This is a genomic window from Paenibacillus sophorae, from assembly GCF_018966525.1.
GTDB lineage: Bacteria > Bacillota > Bacilli > Paenibacillales > Paenibacillaceae > Paenibacillus_AQ > Paenibacillus_AQ sophorae.
The window spans coordinates 5075134-5093406 of record NZ_CP076607.1 but is presented as its reverse complement, the minus strand read 5'-3'; the positions used below and the strand labels follow the sequence as shown (position 1 = coordinate 5093406).

Below are 18273 nucleotides of genomic sequence, written 5' to 3'. Positions count from 1 at the left end.
TGCTACCCCTCTTTCACTATGGACACAAACGATTCCGCAATCTCTTCATGGTCGCTGAAGCCTGTAAGCTGATTGAAAATCTGTTCGAGTGTTCCTTCTTGACTCTTGGTGCGCAGATCTTCAAAGCTCCCGTCCGCCACGATTTGCCCGCCATTAATCAAGACGATGCGGCTGCTTATTTTTTCGACGACATCCATAATATGCGAAGAATAAAAAATGGTCTTGCCCTGCGCGGCGAGCCGGGCCATTATCTCTTTCACAATCATGACGCTATTCGCGTCAAGCCCGCTGAGCGGTTCGTCCAAGAACAGAAGATCGGGATTATGCAGCAGGCTGGAAATGAGCAGGGTCTTTTGTTTCATGCCTTTTGAATAAGACGAGATTCTCGAATCGAAAGCCTTGTCCAGACCGAACAGTTCGGCCAGCCGCATCGCTTTATTTTCCGCAGCCCTCGCTTCCATGCCGTATAATTCACCCATGAACGTCAAATATTCCCTTGCGGTCAAAACGTCATATAAATCGGCGGTTTCGGGCACATAGCCAATCCGCTTCTTGTAACTCGTTCCTTCTTCCGCTATGTTAGTGCCAAACAGCTCTACGGTTCCCCGATACCCCTGAACAAGACCGAGCATAATCTTGACTGTGGTGCTTTTGCCCGCTCCGTTGGGACCGATATAACCAATAATTTGTCCAGGTCCTGCTTCCAAATCGATTCCTCGTAATACATAGCTGCCGCCATAATCCATCCACAGGTCCGAAATGGACAGTACACATTCCATTGGGTTCATTTAGTTCATCATCCTTTTTTTTAATTCACCCTATTGTACTCCGACTCACCATATCCCACAATATGGAAATCGTTCGGGAAGGGCGACGCATATTAATTCTTATAAAAAAAGAAGAAGCCTCAAAATGAGACTTCTTCAATAATTGCGTAAGTACATGTTTAGGAGCCGGTAGGGTTATGCTGAATCGCCGCCTCCATGGAAATATTCTTGTTTACCGCATAGGGGTGGCTTCGTTTCCGACCCGCAGCGCGACCTCGTTCTCACGAAGCGTGAGCTTGGCAAGTTGAACGCTGAGCGAAGAAGAGAGAATGGCCAGCAAAGTACCGCCTATCATGTCGGTGAGCCAGTGAATACCAAGGTAGAAGATGCCAAAAATAATAACGGAGGCCGAAATAGCCGTAACCGCCATCCAGCGCCGGTTCCCCGATCTTAGAGCCAGCAGCGCAGTTGTCAGGGAAATGGAAGTGTGCAAGCTGGGGAAGCAGTTGTTAAGTCCGGACAATGCCCGGTACTCCTGCTCAAATCTCGGAAATACATCCAGCATGACGAACCGGACACCCGCCGGAGCATAGGACCATACCTCGTTCACCGGGAAATACAGGTAAAAAGGAATGGCAATCGCATAGTTCAGGATAACAGCGTAACAGGTTGCATAGACCATCAGACGGTTCTTGTCCATCAGATATACTCCAAGCGAAGCGGCCAGCACCGATTGCAGCATAAACACGTAAAAGAACACGATGATCGGGGTCAGCCATGGAGTATAAAAGAGATGCTGTACTCCCTGAACGAAATGTCCTTCGAGACCGTACACAAAGTCGGTGAAATCGGAAGTGAGATGCAGACTCTTCTCAATTTGCAGTTCATACTTGTTAAGAGCGAGCACGCCGGACATTCCGGCGATCAATAGCACTAATTTGTAAGACCGCAGCAGCTCTTTGGCGAGATAAACAATCGGCGCAAACGGGTTACGGCGGGTTACAAGGCCAATAAGCAGAAAGACGATTACTACGGTGAACCAGGAAACGGTATTCATAGATTGGTAAAGCAAAGCGTTCGAAGCCTCCTTGAATGTGGGGAAAACAACAATTGGATGAAGACAGTGTATCACATTTTGGGAAGCGGCGTTTCAATTTTTTGAAATGGAATTATTAAGCTTTCTGGAAATTAACTCCAATCATGCCGCCAAGCGCGCCAATGAACGCCGCAGCCGCTATCCACAACAGGTCGACCGCTTTCAGCGGGCTGTCCAAGGCCAGAAAACCGATAATCAGTACAATGATTCCGTAAAAAGCTCCAGTAAGACTGCCCTGGTACCATCCCTTGCGGATCGCCCGCTTGCCCGCCGTCCAACCTCCGAAGGCGACAGCCAGTCCATGTACAACGTAGGTGTACAAAGAGAGATCTTGTTCGCTCAGACCGCTTCCCCAGAGCAGCAGCGAAAGAATGAAAGCTCCCAGCAGCATCCACAGAAAAGCGCGGCACAGACCCGACAGGACGGGGCTCCCGATTTTCAGCGAGAACAGTTTCCGTAGCAAATGCATGGATTAACCTCCTCTTTTTAAAGGTTGCAATTTCAGTTACTTCATACTTATGAGACGGCTTGCCCCATTAGTACATGAATGCCCGGCGGGCATTACCAGTAATTGAGCGCGGAGTTCCCGAATGTTACATGGGCTGGGCGGTCAGAATAGGGTTACATTGTTCCGTCCGGCGCTTACTGGTGTTCGGAGGATCCGAAAAAGGAGAGCGAAGCAATATGTTACGGCATATCAGCGCACATATCTTTTTGACTTTGCTGATGTATTTCTTCATCTTCCTGAGCATGCGCATCATGGGTAAGAGGGAGATCGGGAAGCTGTCGCTGTTCGACCTTACGATTTCCATTCTGATCGCTGAAATTGCCGTCTTCGCAATTGAAGATATTAAGCGCCCGCTGTATGACAGTATTGTGCCGATGGTGACGCTGGTTCTAATCCAGGTGGTGCTGGCCCAGTTCAGCTTGAAGAGCCGTAAGCTCAGACTGCTCATAGACGGCAAACCGAGCATTCTGATTGCGGACGGCAAAATCCAGCGAAAGGAAATGCGTAAACTGAGATATAATATTGATGACCTGCTCCTGCAGCTAAGAGGGCAAAATATTACCAGTCCGGCGGATGTTGAATTTGCGATACTGGAGCCAACCGGACAGTTGACCGTAATTGAAAAAAATAATGACGTCTCCTCCTCCAACCGTTCCGATAACAAAAATTACATTAATTGGAATCCCCGCAGCAGCAGTTCCGTGAGCAGCGGCGGCTCAGAAGGCAGAGCGTTCGACGAAGATTTCCCCAAAGACAAAATCCGGTATGAAGGACTGCCGGTGCCGCTGATTATGGACGGCAAGGTACAAGACGACAATCTGGAAATGATCGGGAAAACGCGGTTTTGGCTAAGAAATCAGATCCGGCAAAAAGGCGTCTCTGATTTTCGCGATGTGTTTCTTTGTTCAATTGACCACAAGGGCAAGCTTTATGTGGATCATATCCGCTCCAAGTAGCTACAGCCAGCGGCCGATAAGCGGAATTTTTTCGAGATCACGCCGTGTAAACAGTCCTGTCAACAGCGAAAGGCCGAGATAGAAAGCCATACCGAGAGCAGAGGCGAACAGAAACTGCACCCACTGCGCCTCGGCTATCGAAATGTGGGTGTGCACATACTTTACGCCAGCGCCCATAATCAACATGGCCGCGCCTGTCTTCAGAAGATCGCTCAGCTTCACGCGGAGGGAGATCAATCTGACGACGCTGAATCCGTGCAGCAGGGTGACCAGAATACTATTTACGATGATGGCGATCAGAGCGCCATTGATTCCGTATTCGGGTCTGGAAGCGAGCAGCAGGATGAGCAAAATTTTTACAATCGCCCCGACCAGCGTATTGAATAATGCCGTCCCCGGCCGTTCCATTGCTTGAAGCACCGCCTGAAGCGGAGCCTGCACGTATAGAAACAGGGCGAACGGCGCCATCATTCGCAGCATCGGAGCGGTGTCTGCGTTCCCGTACAGCAGGCTGCACAGCGGGGAGGCAAGCACGTACATAATTACAGCGAATGGTGCACCGGTTACCATAGCCAGGCGCAGCGCCTGATGAATTCGTTTATGGATCGCTCGGAGATCTTGGCGGGCCGAGGCCTCGGACAGCGAAGGCACCAGCGAGACGGCGAGTGCGCTGGTGAGCGCGCCCGGCAGCAGAAGCAGCGGGATAACCATCCCCTGGAGCGAGCCGTACTGGGCGGTTGCGAGTGAAGTGGCAATCCCCGCCACGGCAAGGCTTCGGGCGGTAATAATCGACTCCAGCAAATAAGAGAACGAGCCGACAAGTCTTCCGGCAGTTACTGGAACGGAAATGCCTAGAAGGCGCCTCAATATTCCGCCGCTGTGGACAGCGTTACCTCCGCCCGTTGGTTGTTCCGCAGTCTCCACCGGCGCGCTGTTTTGCTGGTCAGGCTGCGGGTTGTCCTTTTTTTCACCAAAATGGTACTTGATCAGCAGCACAAGCATCCCCGTAATTTCACCTACGGTAACCCCCAGCATAGCGCCTGCCGCGGCAAAGGCAATGCCCTTGGGCAGCAGCTGCCATGAGAACCACAGCATGAAAATAATGCGTGTTACCGTCTCCAGAACGGAAGACAGCGCAGAGGGAATCATGTTCTGCAGACCCTGAAAATAACCACGGTATACGGCGGAAACGGCGACAATGGTCAGCATCGGGGTCATGGCGATGAATGTGTTATATACGCGGCTGTCCGTCAGAATCGAGGTGGATACCCAGGAAGCTCCCGCCAGGGCAATTCCCGTAAACAGAATACCAAGTGTGACGCTGAGCGCAAGGGCCGTACGCAGGATGCGCCGCGACCGCTCCGGCTGATTCCTGCTTTCAGCTTCCGCCACCATTTTGGCAACGGCAAGCGGAATCCCTCCGGTAATCACTGTTACAAGCACCAAAAAGAAAGGATATCCAAGCTGGTACAAACCGACGCCTTCGGCTCCGATTACACGCGGCAGGATGATGCGCGGTATGAAGCCCAGCATCCGGTTGACAATACCCGCTGCGAGCAGGATCAGGGTTCCATAGATAAAGCTCTGCCTCTTCGGTTTCCTCAAACGGCATTCCTTCTTCCCAGGGTAAAATATATCGCCGAACGTTGTCCTACTAAATGGATATGCCGTATGTGATCGGACATGACTCGCATCCTCGCATAACATTTTGGCCGTAAAGAAGGAAAGCGGCGAAGAAGGTCGAATACTAGACTTGAGAAAAGTTCTTGGACAAGGTTTATAAGACGGCGGGAGGTGTGAACACGTGGAATCGGAGCACAATGATCAAGAGATGCTGGACAAGGATATCGAGGACATGTGCCGCAGCAAGGCGGAGGAATTCCGGCTCCTTGGTTATGAATATGTAACAGCCAAGGATGTCTGGGAGTGTGTCAGCCGAAATTACGCCAAGGAAGGAACGCCGCAGATCCATAGAATCGTGAATGACATTTATTCTTTGAAAGTGACAACTTACATGAATTACTTGACCATTTCCGCCTATAAAGGACTGAAATAAATGGAATTCGTGAGGAATTTTTGCAAACGGCTTCACAAAGGCGTAAAGTAAAAGAGCGACGACTTCATAGCTTCCCCTGTAACGGATGGCCTGCCGCATGTAACAAAAGCGGCTGAAGCCGGCCGTTTCTTTTTTGATAATATGGAGGGTGCTGTTAATGTTTGCTTGAATTGACGCTTATTTGGCGCGTCGCTATAATAGGAATATTGAGTTTAAGAAAGGGGAACTAGCAAGAGCATGAAAAGACTTCTGAGCTTTATCATTACCGTGCTAGTCTTGGCGGCCGTTATGGCGGTATCGACTCCGGGGCTGCTCGACAGAGTGCGGTTGGGTCTTGATTTGAAAGGCGGCTTCGAAATATTATATCAAGCCCAGCCTACCGAGCAAGGCCAAGCATTGACCCGGGCTTCTCTGCTGCAAACCGCTGCAAGCCTGGAGAAACGGGCCAACGTACTAGGAACAAGCGAACCCGAGGTTACCACCGAAGGAACGGATCGCATCCGTCTGAAAATCGCCGGTGTTACCAATGAGGCTGAGGTTCGTGAGAAGATGAAGGAACCCGCGGTGCTTACTTTCCGCAGCGCCGCCCCAGGCGACGCCGAAGGAACGTACAGCAAAGTCGAACTGGTAGGCAGCGACTTCGTCGAGAACGCCGCAACCATCGGCCGCGACAACCTGAATCAGATCGAAATCAGCATCAAGGTTAAAGATAAACAGAAATTTGCGGAAATTACGAAGCGTCTGCTCGGTCAGCATCTGGCCATCTACCTGGACGATACGAAGCTCTCCGATCCGCAAGTAAGAGCGGAGCTTACGGACGGAACAGCATCGATTTCGGGCAATTATACAATTGAGGAAGCCCGGAATCTGGCCGATACGATCAATCTTGGAGCCCTGCCGCTGAAGCTGACAGAGAAATACTCCCAAAGCGTAGGCGCCACCCTTGGCAAACAATCCCTGAATCAGACGGTCCAAGCCGGCCTGATTGGTTCGGTCTTTATTCTGATCTTTATGATCGGCATGTACCGTATTCCAGGTCTAATTGCCAGCTTTGCCTTGATTCTGCATACATGGCTGCTGATTCTGGTCTTCGTGTTTGCCGACTTTACCCTTACTCTACCAGGCATAGCGGCATTCATACTCGGGATCGGGATGGCGGTTGACGCCAACATTATTACAAATGAACGAATTCGGGAAGAAATGCGGAGCGGCAAGAGCATCATGTCCTCCGTCAAGGCAGGCAGCAAATCCTCCTTCCGTACCGTTATGGACTCGAACGTTACCACGATTATCGTCGCGGCCGTCATGTTCGCTTTCGGTACAGGCTCGGTAAAAGGCTTTGCCCTGGTGCTGATTGTAGAAATTCTGCTCAGCATATTTACGAACCTTTATTTCGCCCGTTGGCTGCTTAACATGCTGGTTAAGGCCGGCAAGCTGAGTAAGCCGAAGCAATTCGGGGTAAAGGAGAGTGAAATCAGTGCGCTTTAAGAAAGAGCTCGATTACGTTCACTTGAGCAAATATTTTTACATTTTCTCCATCACGCTTACGATTCTGGGAATCATATTCCTGGCGATGTTCAATCTGAATTACAGCGTCGATTTCAAGGCAGGCTCCAACGTTGACGTTTCTCTCTCCAAGAATTTGACGGTAGACCAGATCCGTACAGCTATTGGCAACATTGGCACGGATCACGAGCCGAATATTACACCCGGAACGCAGCGCCTGACCATCCGCTATGACGAAGAGCTGACGAGCCAACAGGATGCTGCGCTGAAGAGCGCCATATCCAAGCTTGACGATAAGGCATCGTTTGAAGTCAACACCGTCGATACCGAGATGGCCAAGGAGCTGGCCCGCAACGCGATTTATGCGGTTCTCATTTCCTGCCTGGGCATTATTGTCTACGTCAGCATTCGTTTCGAATGGCGCTTTGCGATAGCGGCGATCGTCGCTCTGGTCCATGACGCGTTCATGGTCGTTGCCGTTTTCTCCATTTTCCGGCTGGAAGTGGACTTGACATTCATTGTCGCGGTGCTGACGATCATCGGTTATTCAATCAATGATACGATCGTTATTTTTGACCGGATTCGTGAAAACTTGCGTTTCGGCAAGCAAAAGACCTACGACGATCTGAAAAATCTGGTGAACAAGAGCGTATCCCAGACAATCATGCGTTCGCTCTATACCGCCTTTACCGTATTCATCGCCGCGTTCTTCCTGCTTGTGCTTGGCGGCGAGTCGATTAAAATGTTCTCACTGGCCATGGTTATCGGCCTGCTATTCGGAGCATATTCCTCCATCTTTATCGCGAGCCCGCTCTGGCTGCTGTTGAAGAAGAATCAGAAGCCCAAGGGCAAGCCTGCCAAAGCATAAATGAGCTACCAGACGAAGCCGCGTTCATGACAACGCGGCTTTTGAAAACCTGGGAGAGATATCAGGTCTTTATACTCAACACGCGTGATTTTGGAAGCGGCAAGGAGGAACCCAGATGAATGAAAAGTACTCGTCTCAAAGAGAGCGTGCGGCCTGGATCGGAATTGCCGGTGATTTTGCGCTGGCTTTGGTTAAAGGAGGCGCGGGCTATTTTTCAGGGAGCAAGGCTTTGATCGCCGACGCTTTATACTCGGGCGCGGATGCCGCAGCGAAGCTGGCTGAAGTTCTCCCGTGGCGCGCCTTAGGTAAAGGGAACCATAAGAACAGACCGATTGCTCGGGATGGGAAAAGTAAGCGGGAGCCTTTTTTATCTGTAGTGTTTGCAGTGCTCATCTTGATGGGCGGTCTGCAAATCGCTTTTTCCGCAATCCGCGCTCTGACGAGCGGCAATTTGAATCCTTCGGGCAAGCTTGCCCTGTTGACGATCTGTCTGTCTTTGCTGGTGAAGGAAGTTATTTTTCAATATCAATACCGGTCTTCTCTAAAAATCGGAAACGGCAGCCACGCCGCGTATGCCGATAATCACCGTTACAGCCTGTACACTTCGCTGATCGTGTTGATTGGCACCGCATTGTCCACCATACTCGGAGGTTACCTGAATCCTCTCCTGTATCTGGACCCAATCGCCGCCCTTCTGGCAGCTTGCCTCATTCTTCGTAAAGGGTATTTGCTCATTCTAAGTACGATTCACGGAAAGGAGAGCCAAGAGCTCCCGCATGAGGACTCGGTCAGCTTTATCGATACTGTTCAGAAGGTGCATGGAGTCATCCGTGTTGAACATTTAAAGGCGCTTGAAGAAGGGCGCTGCGTAAACCTCCATGTGACCATCAGCGTCAATCCGCGAATCACCGTAATGGAAGCCCGCGAAATTGCGGACTGCGCTAAAAAGCTGCTGCAGCACCGTTTCGTCCATGTTAGCGAGGTTCATATGGATATCATTCCTTACGAGCCTGGTTATCCTTATAAAACCAACTATGAGCTGGCGGATAGCGAAACGCCGACACTGCTGCAATAACCGGCTTAGCACGAGAGAAAGGTGAACCGCATTGCTTTATTCAAAAACCAAATGGCACTCTCCGGTTGCCGATCCCGTTCAATCCAGGGAATTGGCCCGGAGACTTTCTGTTTCTCCACTGGTTGCTTCCCTGCTTGCCGCGAGGGGGATGGCAGTGCCGGAGGAAGCTCTTGCATTTATTAACGCTGGAACGGAAGAAGAGCATGACCCGTTCTTGTTGAAAGGGATGAAAGAGGCTGTTCCCCGGATTAAAAAAGCGCTGCAGGAAGAGGAACATATTCTTGTATATGGAGATTACGACGCCGACGGAGTATCCAGTACGTCTCTGATGATTTATCTGCTGCGTCATCTGGGGGCTTCTTTCGATATTTATATCCCGCACCGGTCGGGCGAGGGCTACGGACTTCATAACCATGCGCTCGATTGGGCGCTGCAGCAAGGCGTCTCACTGATTATCACAGTGGATACGGGTATTAGCGCATGCAGCCAAATCGCTTATGCGAACGAACTGGGAATGGATGTTATCGTAACGGACCACCATGAGCCGCCGGAGGTTCTGCCTGCCGCTTACGCGCTCATTAATCCGAAGCTGCCCGGCTGCCCGTATCCGTTCAAGGGATTGGCCGGAGTGGGAGTTGCCTACAAGCTGGCTCAGGCCCTTCTGGACGGTAAAGTTCCGGAAGAGTGGCTGGAGATTGCCGCCATCGGAACAATCGCCGACCTGATGCCGCTGCTTGATGAGAACCGCGCCATTGTACGCCGGGGCCTTAAGAGTATGCGCAGATCGAAATATGCTGGCATTCGGGCTCTGCTTGAAGTGAGCGCCGTAAGTGTGGAGAATGTGGACGCGGTCAATGTCGCATTTGCGGTTGCACCGCGCATTAACGCCAGTGGGCGACTTGATCATGCCGGACGGGCCGTGTCGCTATTGACCACGGATGATCCCGTAGAAGCGGAACGCCTTGCCGGAGAACTGGACCTGCTAAATAAAGAGCGACAGATGGTTGTAGAGCGGATTGTTGCGGAGGCGATCAGCCGTTTGGAAGAGAGAATTAAGGACGGAAGGCTTCCGGGCATTATCGTTCTGGCCGGGGAAGGATGGAACGTCGGGGTTGTCGGCATAGTAGCTTCCAAGCTGTTAGAGCGGTACTACAGACCGGTGATCATATTGGACATCCATCCGGAGACGGGCTGCTGCAAAGGCTCGGCGCGGTCCATTCCGGGCCTTGATATCTACGAGGCGCTTTCCTCCTGCTCTGAGCTTATGGATCACTTTGGTGGGCATCCGGCGGCGGCAGGCATGAGCTTACACCTGGACAATCTGGAGGCATTTACCTCAGCGCTTGAGGAATTCGCTTTAGGAGTCCTGACTGATGAGCATTTGGTGCCTGTCACTGAGGCGGACGGAGAGTATGCGCTGGCCGATTTGTCGCTGAAGGCCGCCGAGGAGCTTGAACTGCTGGCTCCTTTCGGTATGAGCAACCCGCTGCCAAAGTTCATTGTGCGGGAAGCGGTGGTGAAGGAGACGCGCACTATGGGCCAGGGCAATCGGCATCTGAAGCTTGTTCTGCAACAGGGAGGCGCGACAGTCGAAGCCGTTGCTTTCGGTAAGGGGGAGCTGGCAGAACTGCTTCCTCCCGGCACCGGTATTGATGTGCTGGCGGAATTGTCGATTAACGAATGGAATGGCTCCCGCAAGGTCCAGCTTATGCTTAAGGATTTGAGCGTCCCTCAGCCGCAGCTGTTTGATTTTCGCGGGGTGCGGGACGCCGCCGGCAGGACGCAGCGCCTGTGGAATTTGCTGCTGCCCCAGACCGGCGGCAGACAAGGTCTGGCCGCGGCTGTGGTCCGTAAAGATTGGCTGAAAGAGCAAGAGCTGCCGGAATGTCAAGGGATGACCTTTTGGGTATATGATCAATATAACGGAATTTCTCCGGTAGACAATCTGCCTGGGGAAGATGACGGAAGCCATGTATCTCTGCTGTGCCTGCTGGATATGCCGGAAACGACGCAGCAGCTTGATGCATTGCTGCAGACCTTTCCGGAGGTAGAGAATATCGCCCTGCTGCACTCGCTCCGCCAGGAGCGGGAGCGGCTGCTTGTTCCGACGAGAGAACAATTTAAGATGCTCTATAAATGGCTGGCCGCCATTGCCGCCGTACCGGTTCCGGAACAGGAAGCGCTGCTACGGCTCAGCCGCAAATCGCCGATGAGTCTGCGGATGCTGAGGATGATGCTAGATGTATTCGAAGAACTTGATTTTATAAGAAGAGAGCAGGGGCAGCTGTCCTTTGTGACCCGGCCCGCTGCCCGGGACCTCGCTTCCTCAAGCCATTTTATGCGCCTCAGCGAATTGGCGGAAATGGAGCAATATTTTATGGAAGGAAGTCCGTCCGAGCTGCAAGAATGGATGGAGTCGCGCCGCCTCGGCGCATCCTAAAGCATAGCGGGCGACAGGCCGTGCGGTACCCGAACTTATGCTATCAAAACTAAGCTGTTGCTTCCGAAGCAAGTTTTGCGAAGATGACTCAGGAAGCATATGCTAACAAAACTAAGCAAATGCTTACGAAGCAAGTTTTGCGAAGTTTACTCAAGACGTGTATGCTATCAAAACTTTTAGGAGGAGTTATTTTGGATTTCAAAGAAATGATTCGCGTGATTCCGGATTTCCCGCAGCCGGGCATCAGCTTCAAAGATATTACGACACTGCTGAAGGACGGCGAAATGTACCGCAGGGCTATCGATGCACTGAAAGAACGTGTGGCTCATTTGAAGATTGATGTCATCGCAGGTCCTGAAGCACGGGGCTTTGTCATTGGGGCTCCTCTTGCCTATGCGCTGGGCGTAGGGTTTGTGCCGATCCGCAAGAGCGGCAAACTGCCGTACGAGACGATTGAAGCCGGCTATGATCTCGAATATGGAAAAGACTCTCTTGCAGTACATACAGATTCGGTTCTGCCCGGTCAAAATGTCCTGATTGCGGACGACCTGCTGGCAACCGGAGGCACGATTTCCACCGCGGTGAACCTGGTCCGTCAGTTGGGCGGTAATGTGGTTGGAGCGGCATTTCTGATCGAACTGGAACTGCTGGAAGGACGTAAGAAGCTTCCCGATGTGGAAGTCGTATCCCTTCTTAGCTACGAAGTCTGATTTTCGCTGCTTAGTGAGAGCAGCTAACTGAGGGATTAACCTCCGGCAAGATTCCGCTATTTTCCGGGAAATAATAAAACCGGCAGCCCATCATCGTACTAAAGTACGAAGGACCGCCGGTTTTTTGCATGCAATTATTTGTACTGCTTAAACATCTGCCGCATCGGCTTGTTTGATCTCTTCCTTGTCATTGGACAGCCGAAGAACCTCGAAGAGCTTGAACAGCAGCGAGAGAACGATACCGACAATCGTGGCCAGCGCCATACCCTTAAGCTGAACACCGCGGATAGTAAGGGTGGTTCCGCTGATGCCCACCACGAGCACGAGCGTCGCCAGAATCATATTGGTCGGCTTCGAGAAATCAACCTTCTGTTCCACAAAGATGCGTAGCCCGGAAGCGGCGATCACGCCGAACAGCAGCAGCGACACGCCCCCCATAACCGGCAGCGGGATGTTGGCGATGATAGAAGAAAACGTGCCGGAGAACGATAGTAAAATAGCGATAACCGCTGCTCCACCGATGACATAGACCGAATAAACTTTCGTAAGAGCCATCACGCCGATATTCTCGCCGTAAGTCGTATTCGGTGTGGAACCGACGAACCCGGAGATGATGGTCGAAATGCCGTTGCCCATAAGCGAGCGGTCGAGACCGGGATCTTTGGCTAGATCTTTGCCCACAATATTGCTCGTTACGAGCAGATGCCCGATATGTTCGACGATGACGACAAGGGAGACCGGAATGATGGTTAGAATAACCTGCCAGTCAAAGGAAGGCGTCGTAACGGTCGGATGGGCAAAAAAATGCGAGTTCGCGATTGCCCCGGTATCGACCCTGTGCATAAGATAAGCCAGAACGTAACCTGTGACAATTCCGATCAGAATATGGATGATTTTCGGGAAGCCGCGGAACAGAACCGCTCCGATAACCATCACACCCAGAGTGACCATGGACAACGTAATCGCGCCCGGATCGGGCTTCCAGTCCGCCGCGCCGGATGGGGCGATCAGCCCGGCCATCCCAGCGGCCACCGGCACAAGCTCAAGTCCGATGGTGGCGACGATGGCGCCCATCACCGCAGGCGGGAACACGATGTCAACCCAACCCGTTCCAGCATAGCGTATAATCAGGGCGACAATCACAAAGATTACTCCCGTTACGATAAAAGCGCCAAGAGCAAGCGAGTAGCCGTGACGGTGGTCGCCCTGATGCGCAACCAGCACAGCCGTAACCGGCGAGATAAAAGCGAAGCTGGAGCCAAGGTAAGCGGGGATTTTGCCCCGGCAGATCAATATGTACAGCAGTGTGCCAATCCCGTTCATCAGCAGAATCATGCCGGGATCAACCCCGAACAGGTTGGGCACAAGTACGGTGCTGCCGAACATGGCGAACAAATGCTGGAGGCTCAGGAGAAATCCGGGACCTAGGGGGAGTCTTTCGTTAACTTGAATTTCACGTTGCAAACCATTCACTCCTCTTTTTGTGTTAAATCATGACGTAGCTTGTAAGGAAAACCGCCTTAACTAGATTAAATAGATCACGTGTTTTTTTCAACAACATTTTCACAAACTTCGTTATTTTTTTCACAAAATCCTAATAAATCGTTCAGAAATGCCATAGAGTGGCAAGTGTTGACGTAATCCGCCGCAAGCGTCATAATAATAGGAAACTTTCAGTATAAGGGAAGTTGTCGGCTTTTTTAAAATGAAAAGAACCGAACCCTGCCTGCGGATACGCAAAAAACGCGGGTTCATTTTATTATAGAAAGGACACGAATACGACGAGTATGGGCATTGAGCGATTACTTGAAAAGGCCGGAGCTTATATAAAAGAAAAGGATCTTCCACGCATACAGGAGGCGTATGAATTTGCCGATCAGGCCCATCAAGGCCAGGTGCGCAAATCGGGGGAGCCGTATATCCTGCATCCGCTTGCGGTGGCCGATATCGTCGTGGGGATGCAAATGGATGTCATCTCCATTATTGCGGCTCTGCTGCATGATGTTGTGGAGGATACGACGGTATCGCTCGAACAGATCCGAGAGAAATTCGGCGATACCTGCGCCATGCTCGTAGACGGTCTGACCAAGCTGGAGCGTATTCGTTTCCGGTCGAAGGAAGAACAGCAGAACGAGAATTACCGCAAAATGTTCATTGCCATGGCACAGGATATCCGCGTCATAGTGATTAAACTGGCGGACCGGCTGCACAATATGCGGACGCTGAAGTATCAATCGGAAGAAAGCCAGCGCCGTATCTCTTATGAAACACTGGAGATTTTTTGTCCCATCGCGGACCGGCTCGGTATTTCGGCCATTAAATGGGAGATGGAGGATATCGCCCTCCGCTACTTGAATCCCCAGCAATATTACCGGATTGCCAATCTGATGCATAAAAAACGCGCCGAGCGCGAGCAGTTTATCGACAGCGTCATCAGCCGCATCCGCGTCAAGCTGGATGAAATGGGCATCGAAGGCGATCTCTCCGGACGACCCAAGCATATTTACAGCGTGTACAACAAAATGTCGACAAAGAACAAGCAGTTCAACGAAATTTACGATCTGCTGGCGATACGCATTATCGTTGACAACATCAAGGATTGTTATGCCACGCTCGGTATTATCCATACCCTATGGAAGCCAATGCCAGGCCGTTTCAAGGATTATATCGCCATGCCAAAAGCAAACATGTACCAGTCGCTGCATACGACAGTCGTAGGTCCTGGCGGCGAACCGACGGAAGTGCAAATCAGAACATGGGAAATGCATCGGACAGCCGAATATGGGATAGCAGCACACTGGGCATACAAGGAAGGAAGCGGCACGGCCGGCAATCCTGAGAACCGGATGCCTTTTTTTCGCGAAATTTTGGAGCTGCAGCATGAAGCCAAGGATGCTTCGGAATTTGTCGAATCGCTGAAAATGGACTTTTTCTCCGATCTTGTCTTCGTCTTCACCCCCAAAGGGGAAGTCATCGAACTGCCGGCGGGTTCCGTGCCGCTGGATTTTGCCTTCCGGATTCATACGGAGGTTGGGAACCGCACAATTGGAGCTAAGGTCAACGGACGGATTGTACCGCTCGACCATAAGGTGAAGACCGGTGATATTGTGGAAATCCTAACCTCGAAGCATTCCTACGGGCCGAGCCGGGACTGGCTGAAGATCGCCCAGTCTTCGCATGCGCGAAGCAAGATCAAGCAGTGGTTCAAAAAAGAGAAGCGCGAGGAAAATGTCGAAAAAGGACGCGAAGCGATTGAACGCGAACTGAAACGAATCGGAATCGAGCCTTCGGATTGGATGTCGGACGACAAGCTGCTGGAAGCGGCGAAAAAGTTCGCTTTTAACGACATCGAAGATATGCTCTCCGCAGTGGGCTTCGGCGGTATTACCGCGGCGCAGATCGCTACCCGTCTCACGGAGAAGCTGCGCAAGGAGCAGGAAGAAGCGGCTGCTGCGCATCTGGAACTGACAACCGAGAAGAAGGAAATCAAAGTCGCCGAGAAGCGCAACCAGCCGACGAACGGTGTGCGCGTCAAGGGAATTGACAATCTGCTGGTCCGCTTCGCCAGATGCTGCAATCCTGTGCCGGGAGACGATATTGTCGGCTACGTCACACGCGGCCGCGGCGTATCCGTGCACCGGGCGGACTGTCCGAACATCAAGGCGGAGGAGAGCGAGGAAGCGGCGCGCGTCATCGAGGTCGAGTGGGAAGGCAGCATGGAAGCGAATTACAGCGTTGATATCGAGATTACAGGCCATGACCGCAACGGCTTGCTCAATGAAGTGCTGCAGGCGGTGTCCGAGAGCAAGACCAATATTTCAGCCGTCACCGGCCGTTCCGACAAGAACAAGATGGCGATGATTCATATGACGATTCTGATCCGCAATACGGATCATTTATATTCGGTAGTGGAAAAGGTGAAGCGGGTAAAGGATGTCTACACGGTTCACCGGATTATGCAGTAAGTCAGGAGTTGTAGCATCAATGAAAGTGGTTGTGCAGCGCTGCAAGAAAGCGCAGGTTACAGTGGGGGAAGAGACAGTCGGGGAGATCGGCGAAGGCCTGATGCTGCTCGTCGGAGTTACCCATGAGGACACTGAGAATGACGCCAAGTACCTTGCGGGCAAGATCGCAGGGCTGCGTATCTTCGAGGATGAAGCGGGAAAAATGAATCACAGCGTCAGTGAGACGGGCGGATCGATTCTGTCTGTGTCGCAGTTCACATTGTACGGCGACTGCCGCAAAGGGCGGCGACCGAATTTTATGGCTGCGGCTGCTCCTGCGGAAGCGGAGCGGCTCTATGACTATTTTAACCGGGAGCTCGAGGCGCTCGGATTGAAGGTCGAAACGGGCGTTTTTGGCGCGATGATGGATGTATCCCTGATTAATTGGGGACCGGTTACGCTGATTTTGGACAGCAAGTGATAGCCAAGGCTGTTATTCGACAGTCTGTTGACGGCTCGCAATTCTAGATAAATGGATAGCAGAATACGGATGGCCCAGGAACTTTCGAAAAAGTCCCTGGGCCATCCTTCTTTTGTTGGATAGGACGGGTACCGCCGGGGCAAACTTCACATGAAGGACTGTGAGCAAAAGATCAAGGAGTGCTAAGAATGAGACAGTCGTCTAAAGCCTGGGTCTGGAGAAATCTGGCGGCTCTTCCGGTCGGAAGCTTTAAGGAAGCTTCGGCCAACGCTAAGGAATCCGAATGGCTCAGCAAGCATGTGCTGAAGGGAAGAAGCCGCAATTTGCTGCCGCGTTCGTGACTAAAGGGGCAGCAAGAAGCGGCTTTTTTCGACAAACCGGGTTAGAAGGACGCCGATTCCGGGTAATAAAACAACAAGGGCCAAGAACAACAGAAGGGAGATTATTTTACGATGAGTAAGATTGCTTTTCTGCTTGCCGCTCAATTTGAAGATTCCGAAATGAAGGTTCCCTATGATGCGGTTAGAGAGGCCGGATATGAGGCTGATATTATCGGATTGAAACAGGGTGAAACGCTGCAGGGTAAACAAGGCAAAGCCTCCTATACAGTTGATAAGGCCATTTCTGAAGTGAACTCTCGCGATTACGACGCCGTAGTCATTCCGGGCGGCTCCTCCCCAGAGGGGCTCAGGCTAGATCCGGGTATTTTGAAATTCGTAAAGGAAGCGGATAGTGCTGGAAAACCGATCGCGGCGATCTGTCACGGACCGCAAATCCTGATCAGCGCGGGCCTGGTGAGAGGCCGTACCATTACATCCTATCCTCCGCTTAAAGATGACGTTATCAATGCTGGCGCGAATTTCAAGGACGAAGAAGTCGTCGTGGACCGCAACTTTATTACATCCCGCACGCCGAAAGACGAGCCCGCCTTTGTACGTGAATTGTTAAAGTCGCTCCGAGTCAAGGTGACTCGGTAACGTTATGACTCTAAATTAGGTTAAGGGAGGAGATAACAATGACTAGACGGATTCAGGCTTATTTCAGAACCGAAGACGAAGCGGAAGGAGCCAAGACGGCGCTGCTTTCGTTTGATGCGGACGGGCTGGACGTTTGGACGTTAACCGATCCGCTTAAGGCAGACCGCCGGCTGCTGCTTCCGCTGGTACCGACGAATAATTTGGCGGGGAGCGGCTCTACCTTTGCTGCCTTCGGTGCGGCTCCTGCGGCAGTACCCGTGGTTGCGGCGGACGTTAACGAAGGCAGAGCGCCGATGAAAGGTGATGATTCCTTTGGCACGGATGATCTCCGTGCGGACCGGATGTACGCTGACGGAGATTTGGAAGGTCTGCATTATGTAATGGAAATTAAAGTAACGGACGAAGATTTCAACGCGGTGGTTCATACCCTCCGGAGCAAAAAAGCCTTTGTCGAAATTTTTGATTAAAAATTTAGGCATGGTGTCGGAATAAATGATTTGCTTATAAAAGCCTTTTCCGCCTTCACAGGGGAAGGCTTTCATAACACTAGAAAAATAAAACGCTTTCTTTTCTGTAATATAAGAGTAATATTACATTCATGATTGCTTAATATAGTGTGTTTATAATAAAGCCATGACCCCCTTTTTTATAATATATATGATTGGACCTGCAGCAACTGGCTGCAGGTCATTTTTTTTGCCGCGTGATAGGCAGTGAAGGCAGCGGGGCGATGCAAATAAAAATTGCTGAATAAAGTCGATTCCTTTCCTTGACTTTAACGCAGTGGTTCAGTAGAATCTAACAATATACGGCATAATATTGTTTTGATGACGGGACCCAGTAATTCGGCACCCACAACCCCAGAGAGGAATCTCACGTTTGATATTTA

At 51.4% G+C, this 18273-nt stretch carries 17 protein-coding genes; 12 read left to right on the top strand and 5 right to left on the bottom strand.

Annotated elements, in window-relative coordinates:
- Positions 1-2 precede the first annotated feature (2 nt).
- The 3 genes from KP014_RS24690 to KP014_RS24680 form a co-directional block, all read right to left on the bottom strand.
- Positions 3-788 (bottom strand): ABC transporter ATP-binding protein, encoded by a 786-nt coding sequence (locus KP014_RS24690; protein ID WP_036594243.1) that lies wholly within the window; start codon positions 786-788, stop codon positions 3-5.
- 211 nt (positions 789-999) lie between these two features.
- A complete protein-coding gene (locus KP014_RS24685) occupies positions 1000-1839 on the bottom strand; it encodes a phosphatase PAP2 family protein (RefSeq protein ID WP_246590578.1) in 840 nt (279 codons plus the stop codon).
- Positions 1840-1939: 100 nt separating this feature from the next.
- Positions 1940-2332 carry a TIGR04086 family membrane protein gene (locus tag KP014_RS24680; RefSeq protein WP_036594245.1) on the bottom strand — a complete coding sequence of 131 codons (393 nt, stop codon included), beginning with the start codon at positions 2330-2332 and terminating at the stop codon, positions 1940-1942.
- A gap of 215 nt (positions 2333-2547) precedes the next feature.
- Between KP014_RS24680 and KP014_RS24675 the strand changes: the two genes are divergently transcribed.
- Complete coding sequence (locus KP014_RS24675; RefSeq protein ID WP_036594246.1) at positions 2548-3327, top strand: YetF domain-containing protein; 780 nt, start codon at positions 2548-2550, stop codon at positions 3325-3327.
- On the opposite strand, the gene spoVB is transcribed toward KP014_RS24675, so the two are convergent.
- On the bottom strand, positions 3328-4932 hold the full coding sequence (gene spoVB / locus KP014_RS24670; protein ID WP_036594248.1) for a stage V sporulation protein B: 1605 nt from the start codon (positions 4930-4932) through the stop codon (positions 3328-3330).
- Between the two features lie 199 nt (positions 4933-5131).
- Here spoVB and KP014_RS24665 point away from each other — a divergent pair, with 199 nt between their 5' ends.
- The 6 genes from KP014_RS24665 (at position 5132) to KP014_RS24640 (ending at position 11982) form a co-directional block, all read left to right on the top strand.
- Entirely contained in the window at positions 5132-5383 is a 252-nt protein-coding gene (locus tag KP014_RS24665) for a post-transcriptional regulator (RefSeq protein WP_036594250.1), read from the top strand.
- A 237-nt stretch (positions 5384-5620) separates the two neighbouring features.
- Complete coding sequence (secD, locus tag KP014_RS24660; protein WP_036594251.1) at positions 5621-6871, top strand: protein translocase subunit SecD; 1251 nt, start codon at positions 5621-5623, stop codon at positions 6869-6871.
- On the top strand, positions 6861-7757 hold the full coding sequence (secF, locus tag KP014_RS24655; RefSeq protein WP_051499920.1) for a protein translocase subunit SecF: 897 nt from the start codon (positions 6861-6863) through the stop codon (positions 7755-7757). Before secD ends, secF begins: the two co-directional genes overlap by 11 nt.
- A gap of 115 nt (positions 7758-7872) precedes the next feature.
- Positions 7873-8832 (top strand): cation diffusion facilitator family transporter, encoded by a 960-nt coding sequence (locus tag KP014_RS24650; protein ID WP_036594252.1) that lies wholly within the window; start codon positions 7873-7875, stop codon positions 8830-8832.
- A gap of 31 nt (positions 8833-8863) precedes the next feature.
- On the top strand, positions 8864-11272 hold the full coding sequence (gene recJ, locus KP014_RS24645; protein ID WP_036594253.1) for a single-stranded-DNA-specific exonuclease RecJ: 2409 nt from the start codon (positions 8864-8866) through the stop codon (positions 11270-11272).
- A 191-nt stretch (positions 11273-11463) separates the two neighbouring features.
- On the top strand, positions 11464-11982 hold the full coding sequence (locus KP014_RS24640) for an adenine phosphoribosyltransferase (RefSeq protein ID WP_036594254.1): 519 nt from the start codon (positions 11464-11466) through the stop codon (positions 11980-11982).
- 147 nt (positions 11983-12129) lie between these two features.
- Here KP014_RS24640 and uraA read toward each other — a convergent pair whose 3' ends face one another.
- Positions 12130-13446 (bottom strand): uracil permease, encoded by a 1317-nt coding sequence (gene uraA / locus KP014_RS24635; RefSeq protein ID WP_036594256.1) that lies wholly within the window; start codon positions 13444-13446, stop codon positions 12130-12132.
- Between the two features lie 323 nt (positions 13447-13769).
- Between uraA and KP014_RS24630 the strand changes: the two genes are divergently transcribed.
- From KP014_RS24630 to KP014_RS24610, 5 genes are all read left to right on the top strand, one after another.
- Positions 13770-15947, top strand: a complete 2178-nt coding sequence (locus KP014_RS24630; RefSeq protein ID WP_036594257.1) for a RelA/SpoT family protein — start codon at positions 13770-13772, stop codon at positions 15945-15947.
- Between the two features lie 19 nt (positions 15948-15966).
- Entirely contained in the window at positions 15967-16407 is a 441-nt protein-coding gene (gene dtd / locus KP014_RS24625) for a D-aminoacyl-tRNA deacylase (protein ID WP_036594259.1), read from the top strand.
- 188 nt (positions 16408-16595) lie between these two features.
- Positions 16596-16748: a hypothetical protein gene (locus KP014_RS24620; RefSeq protein ID WP_175491882.1), complete on the top strand. Its 153-nt coding sequence runs from the start codon at positions 16596-16598 to the stop codon at positions 16746-16748.
- 111 nt (positions 16749-16859) lie between these two features.
- Positions 16860-17384 (top strand): type 1 glutamine amidotransferase domain-containing protein, encoded by a 525-nt coding sequence (locus KP014_RS24615; RefSeq protein ID WP_036594260.1) that lies wholly within the window; start codon positions 16860-16862, stop codon positions 17382-17384.
- A 38-nt stretch (positions 17385-17422) separates the two neighbouring features.
- The gene (locus KP014_RS24610; RefSeq protein WP_090834366.1) at positions 17423-17851 is read left to right on the top strand and encodes a hypothetical protein; all 429 of its coding nucleotides are present in this window, start codon (positions 17423-17425) and stop codon (positions 17849-17851) included.
- Positions 17852-18273 lie beyond the last annotated feature (422 nt).

Coding starts and splice junctions, on each gene's coding strand:
- KP014_RS24615 (WP_036594260.1), top strand. CDS start 16,860: ATGAGTAAGATTGCTTTTCTGCTTGCCGCTCAATTTGAAGATTCCGAA.
- KP014_RS24610 (WP_090834366.1), top strand. CDS start 17,423: ATGACTAGACGGATTCAGGCTTATTTCAGAACCGAAGACGAAGCGGAA.
- KP014_RS24650 (WP_036594252.1), top strand. CDS start 7,873: ATGAATGAAAAGTACTCGTCTCAAAGAGAGCGTGCGGCCTGGATCGGA.
- KP014_RS24620 (WP_175491882.1), top strand. CDS start 16,596: ATGAGACAGTCGTCTAAAGCCTGGGTCTGGAGAAATCTGGCGGCTCTT.
- secD (WP_036594251.1), top strand. CDS start 5,621: ATGAAAAGACTTCTGAGCTTTATCATTACCGTGCTAGTCTTGGCGGCC.
- dtd (WP_036594259.1), top strand. CDS start 15,967: ATGAAAGTGGTTGTGCAGCGCTGCAAGAAAGCGCAGGTTACAGTGGGG.
- KP014_RS24680 (WP_036594245.1), bottom strand. CDS start 2,332: ATGCATTTGCTACGGAAACTGTTCTCGCTGAAAATCGGGAGCCCCGTC.
- KP014_RS24675 (WP_036594246.1), top strand. CDS start 2,548: ATGTTACGGCATATCAGCGCACATATCTTTTTGACTTTGCTGATGTAT.
- KP014_RS24630 (WP_036594257.1), top strand. CDS start 13,770: ATGGGCATTGAGCGATTACTTGAAAAGGCCGGAGCTTATATAAAAGAA.
- KP014_RS24690 (WP_036594243.1), bottom strand. CDS start 788: ATGAACCCAATGGAATGTGTACTGTCCATTTCGGACCTGTGGATGGAT.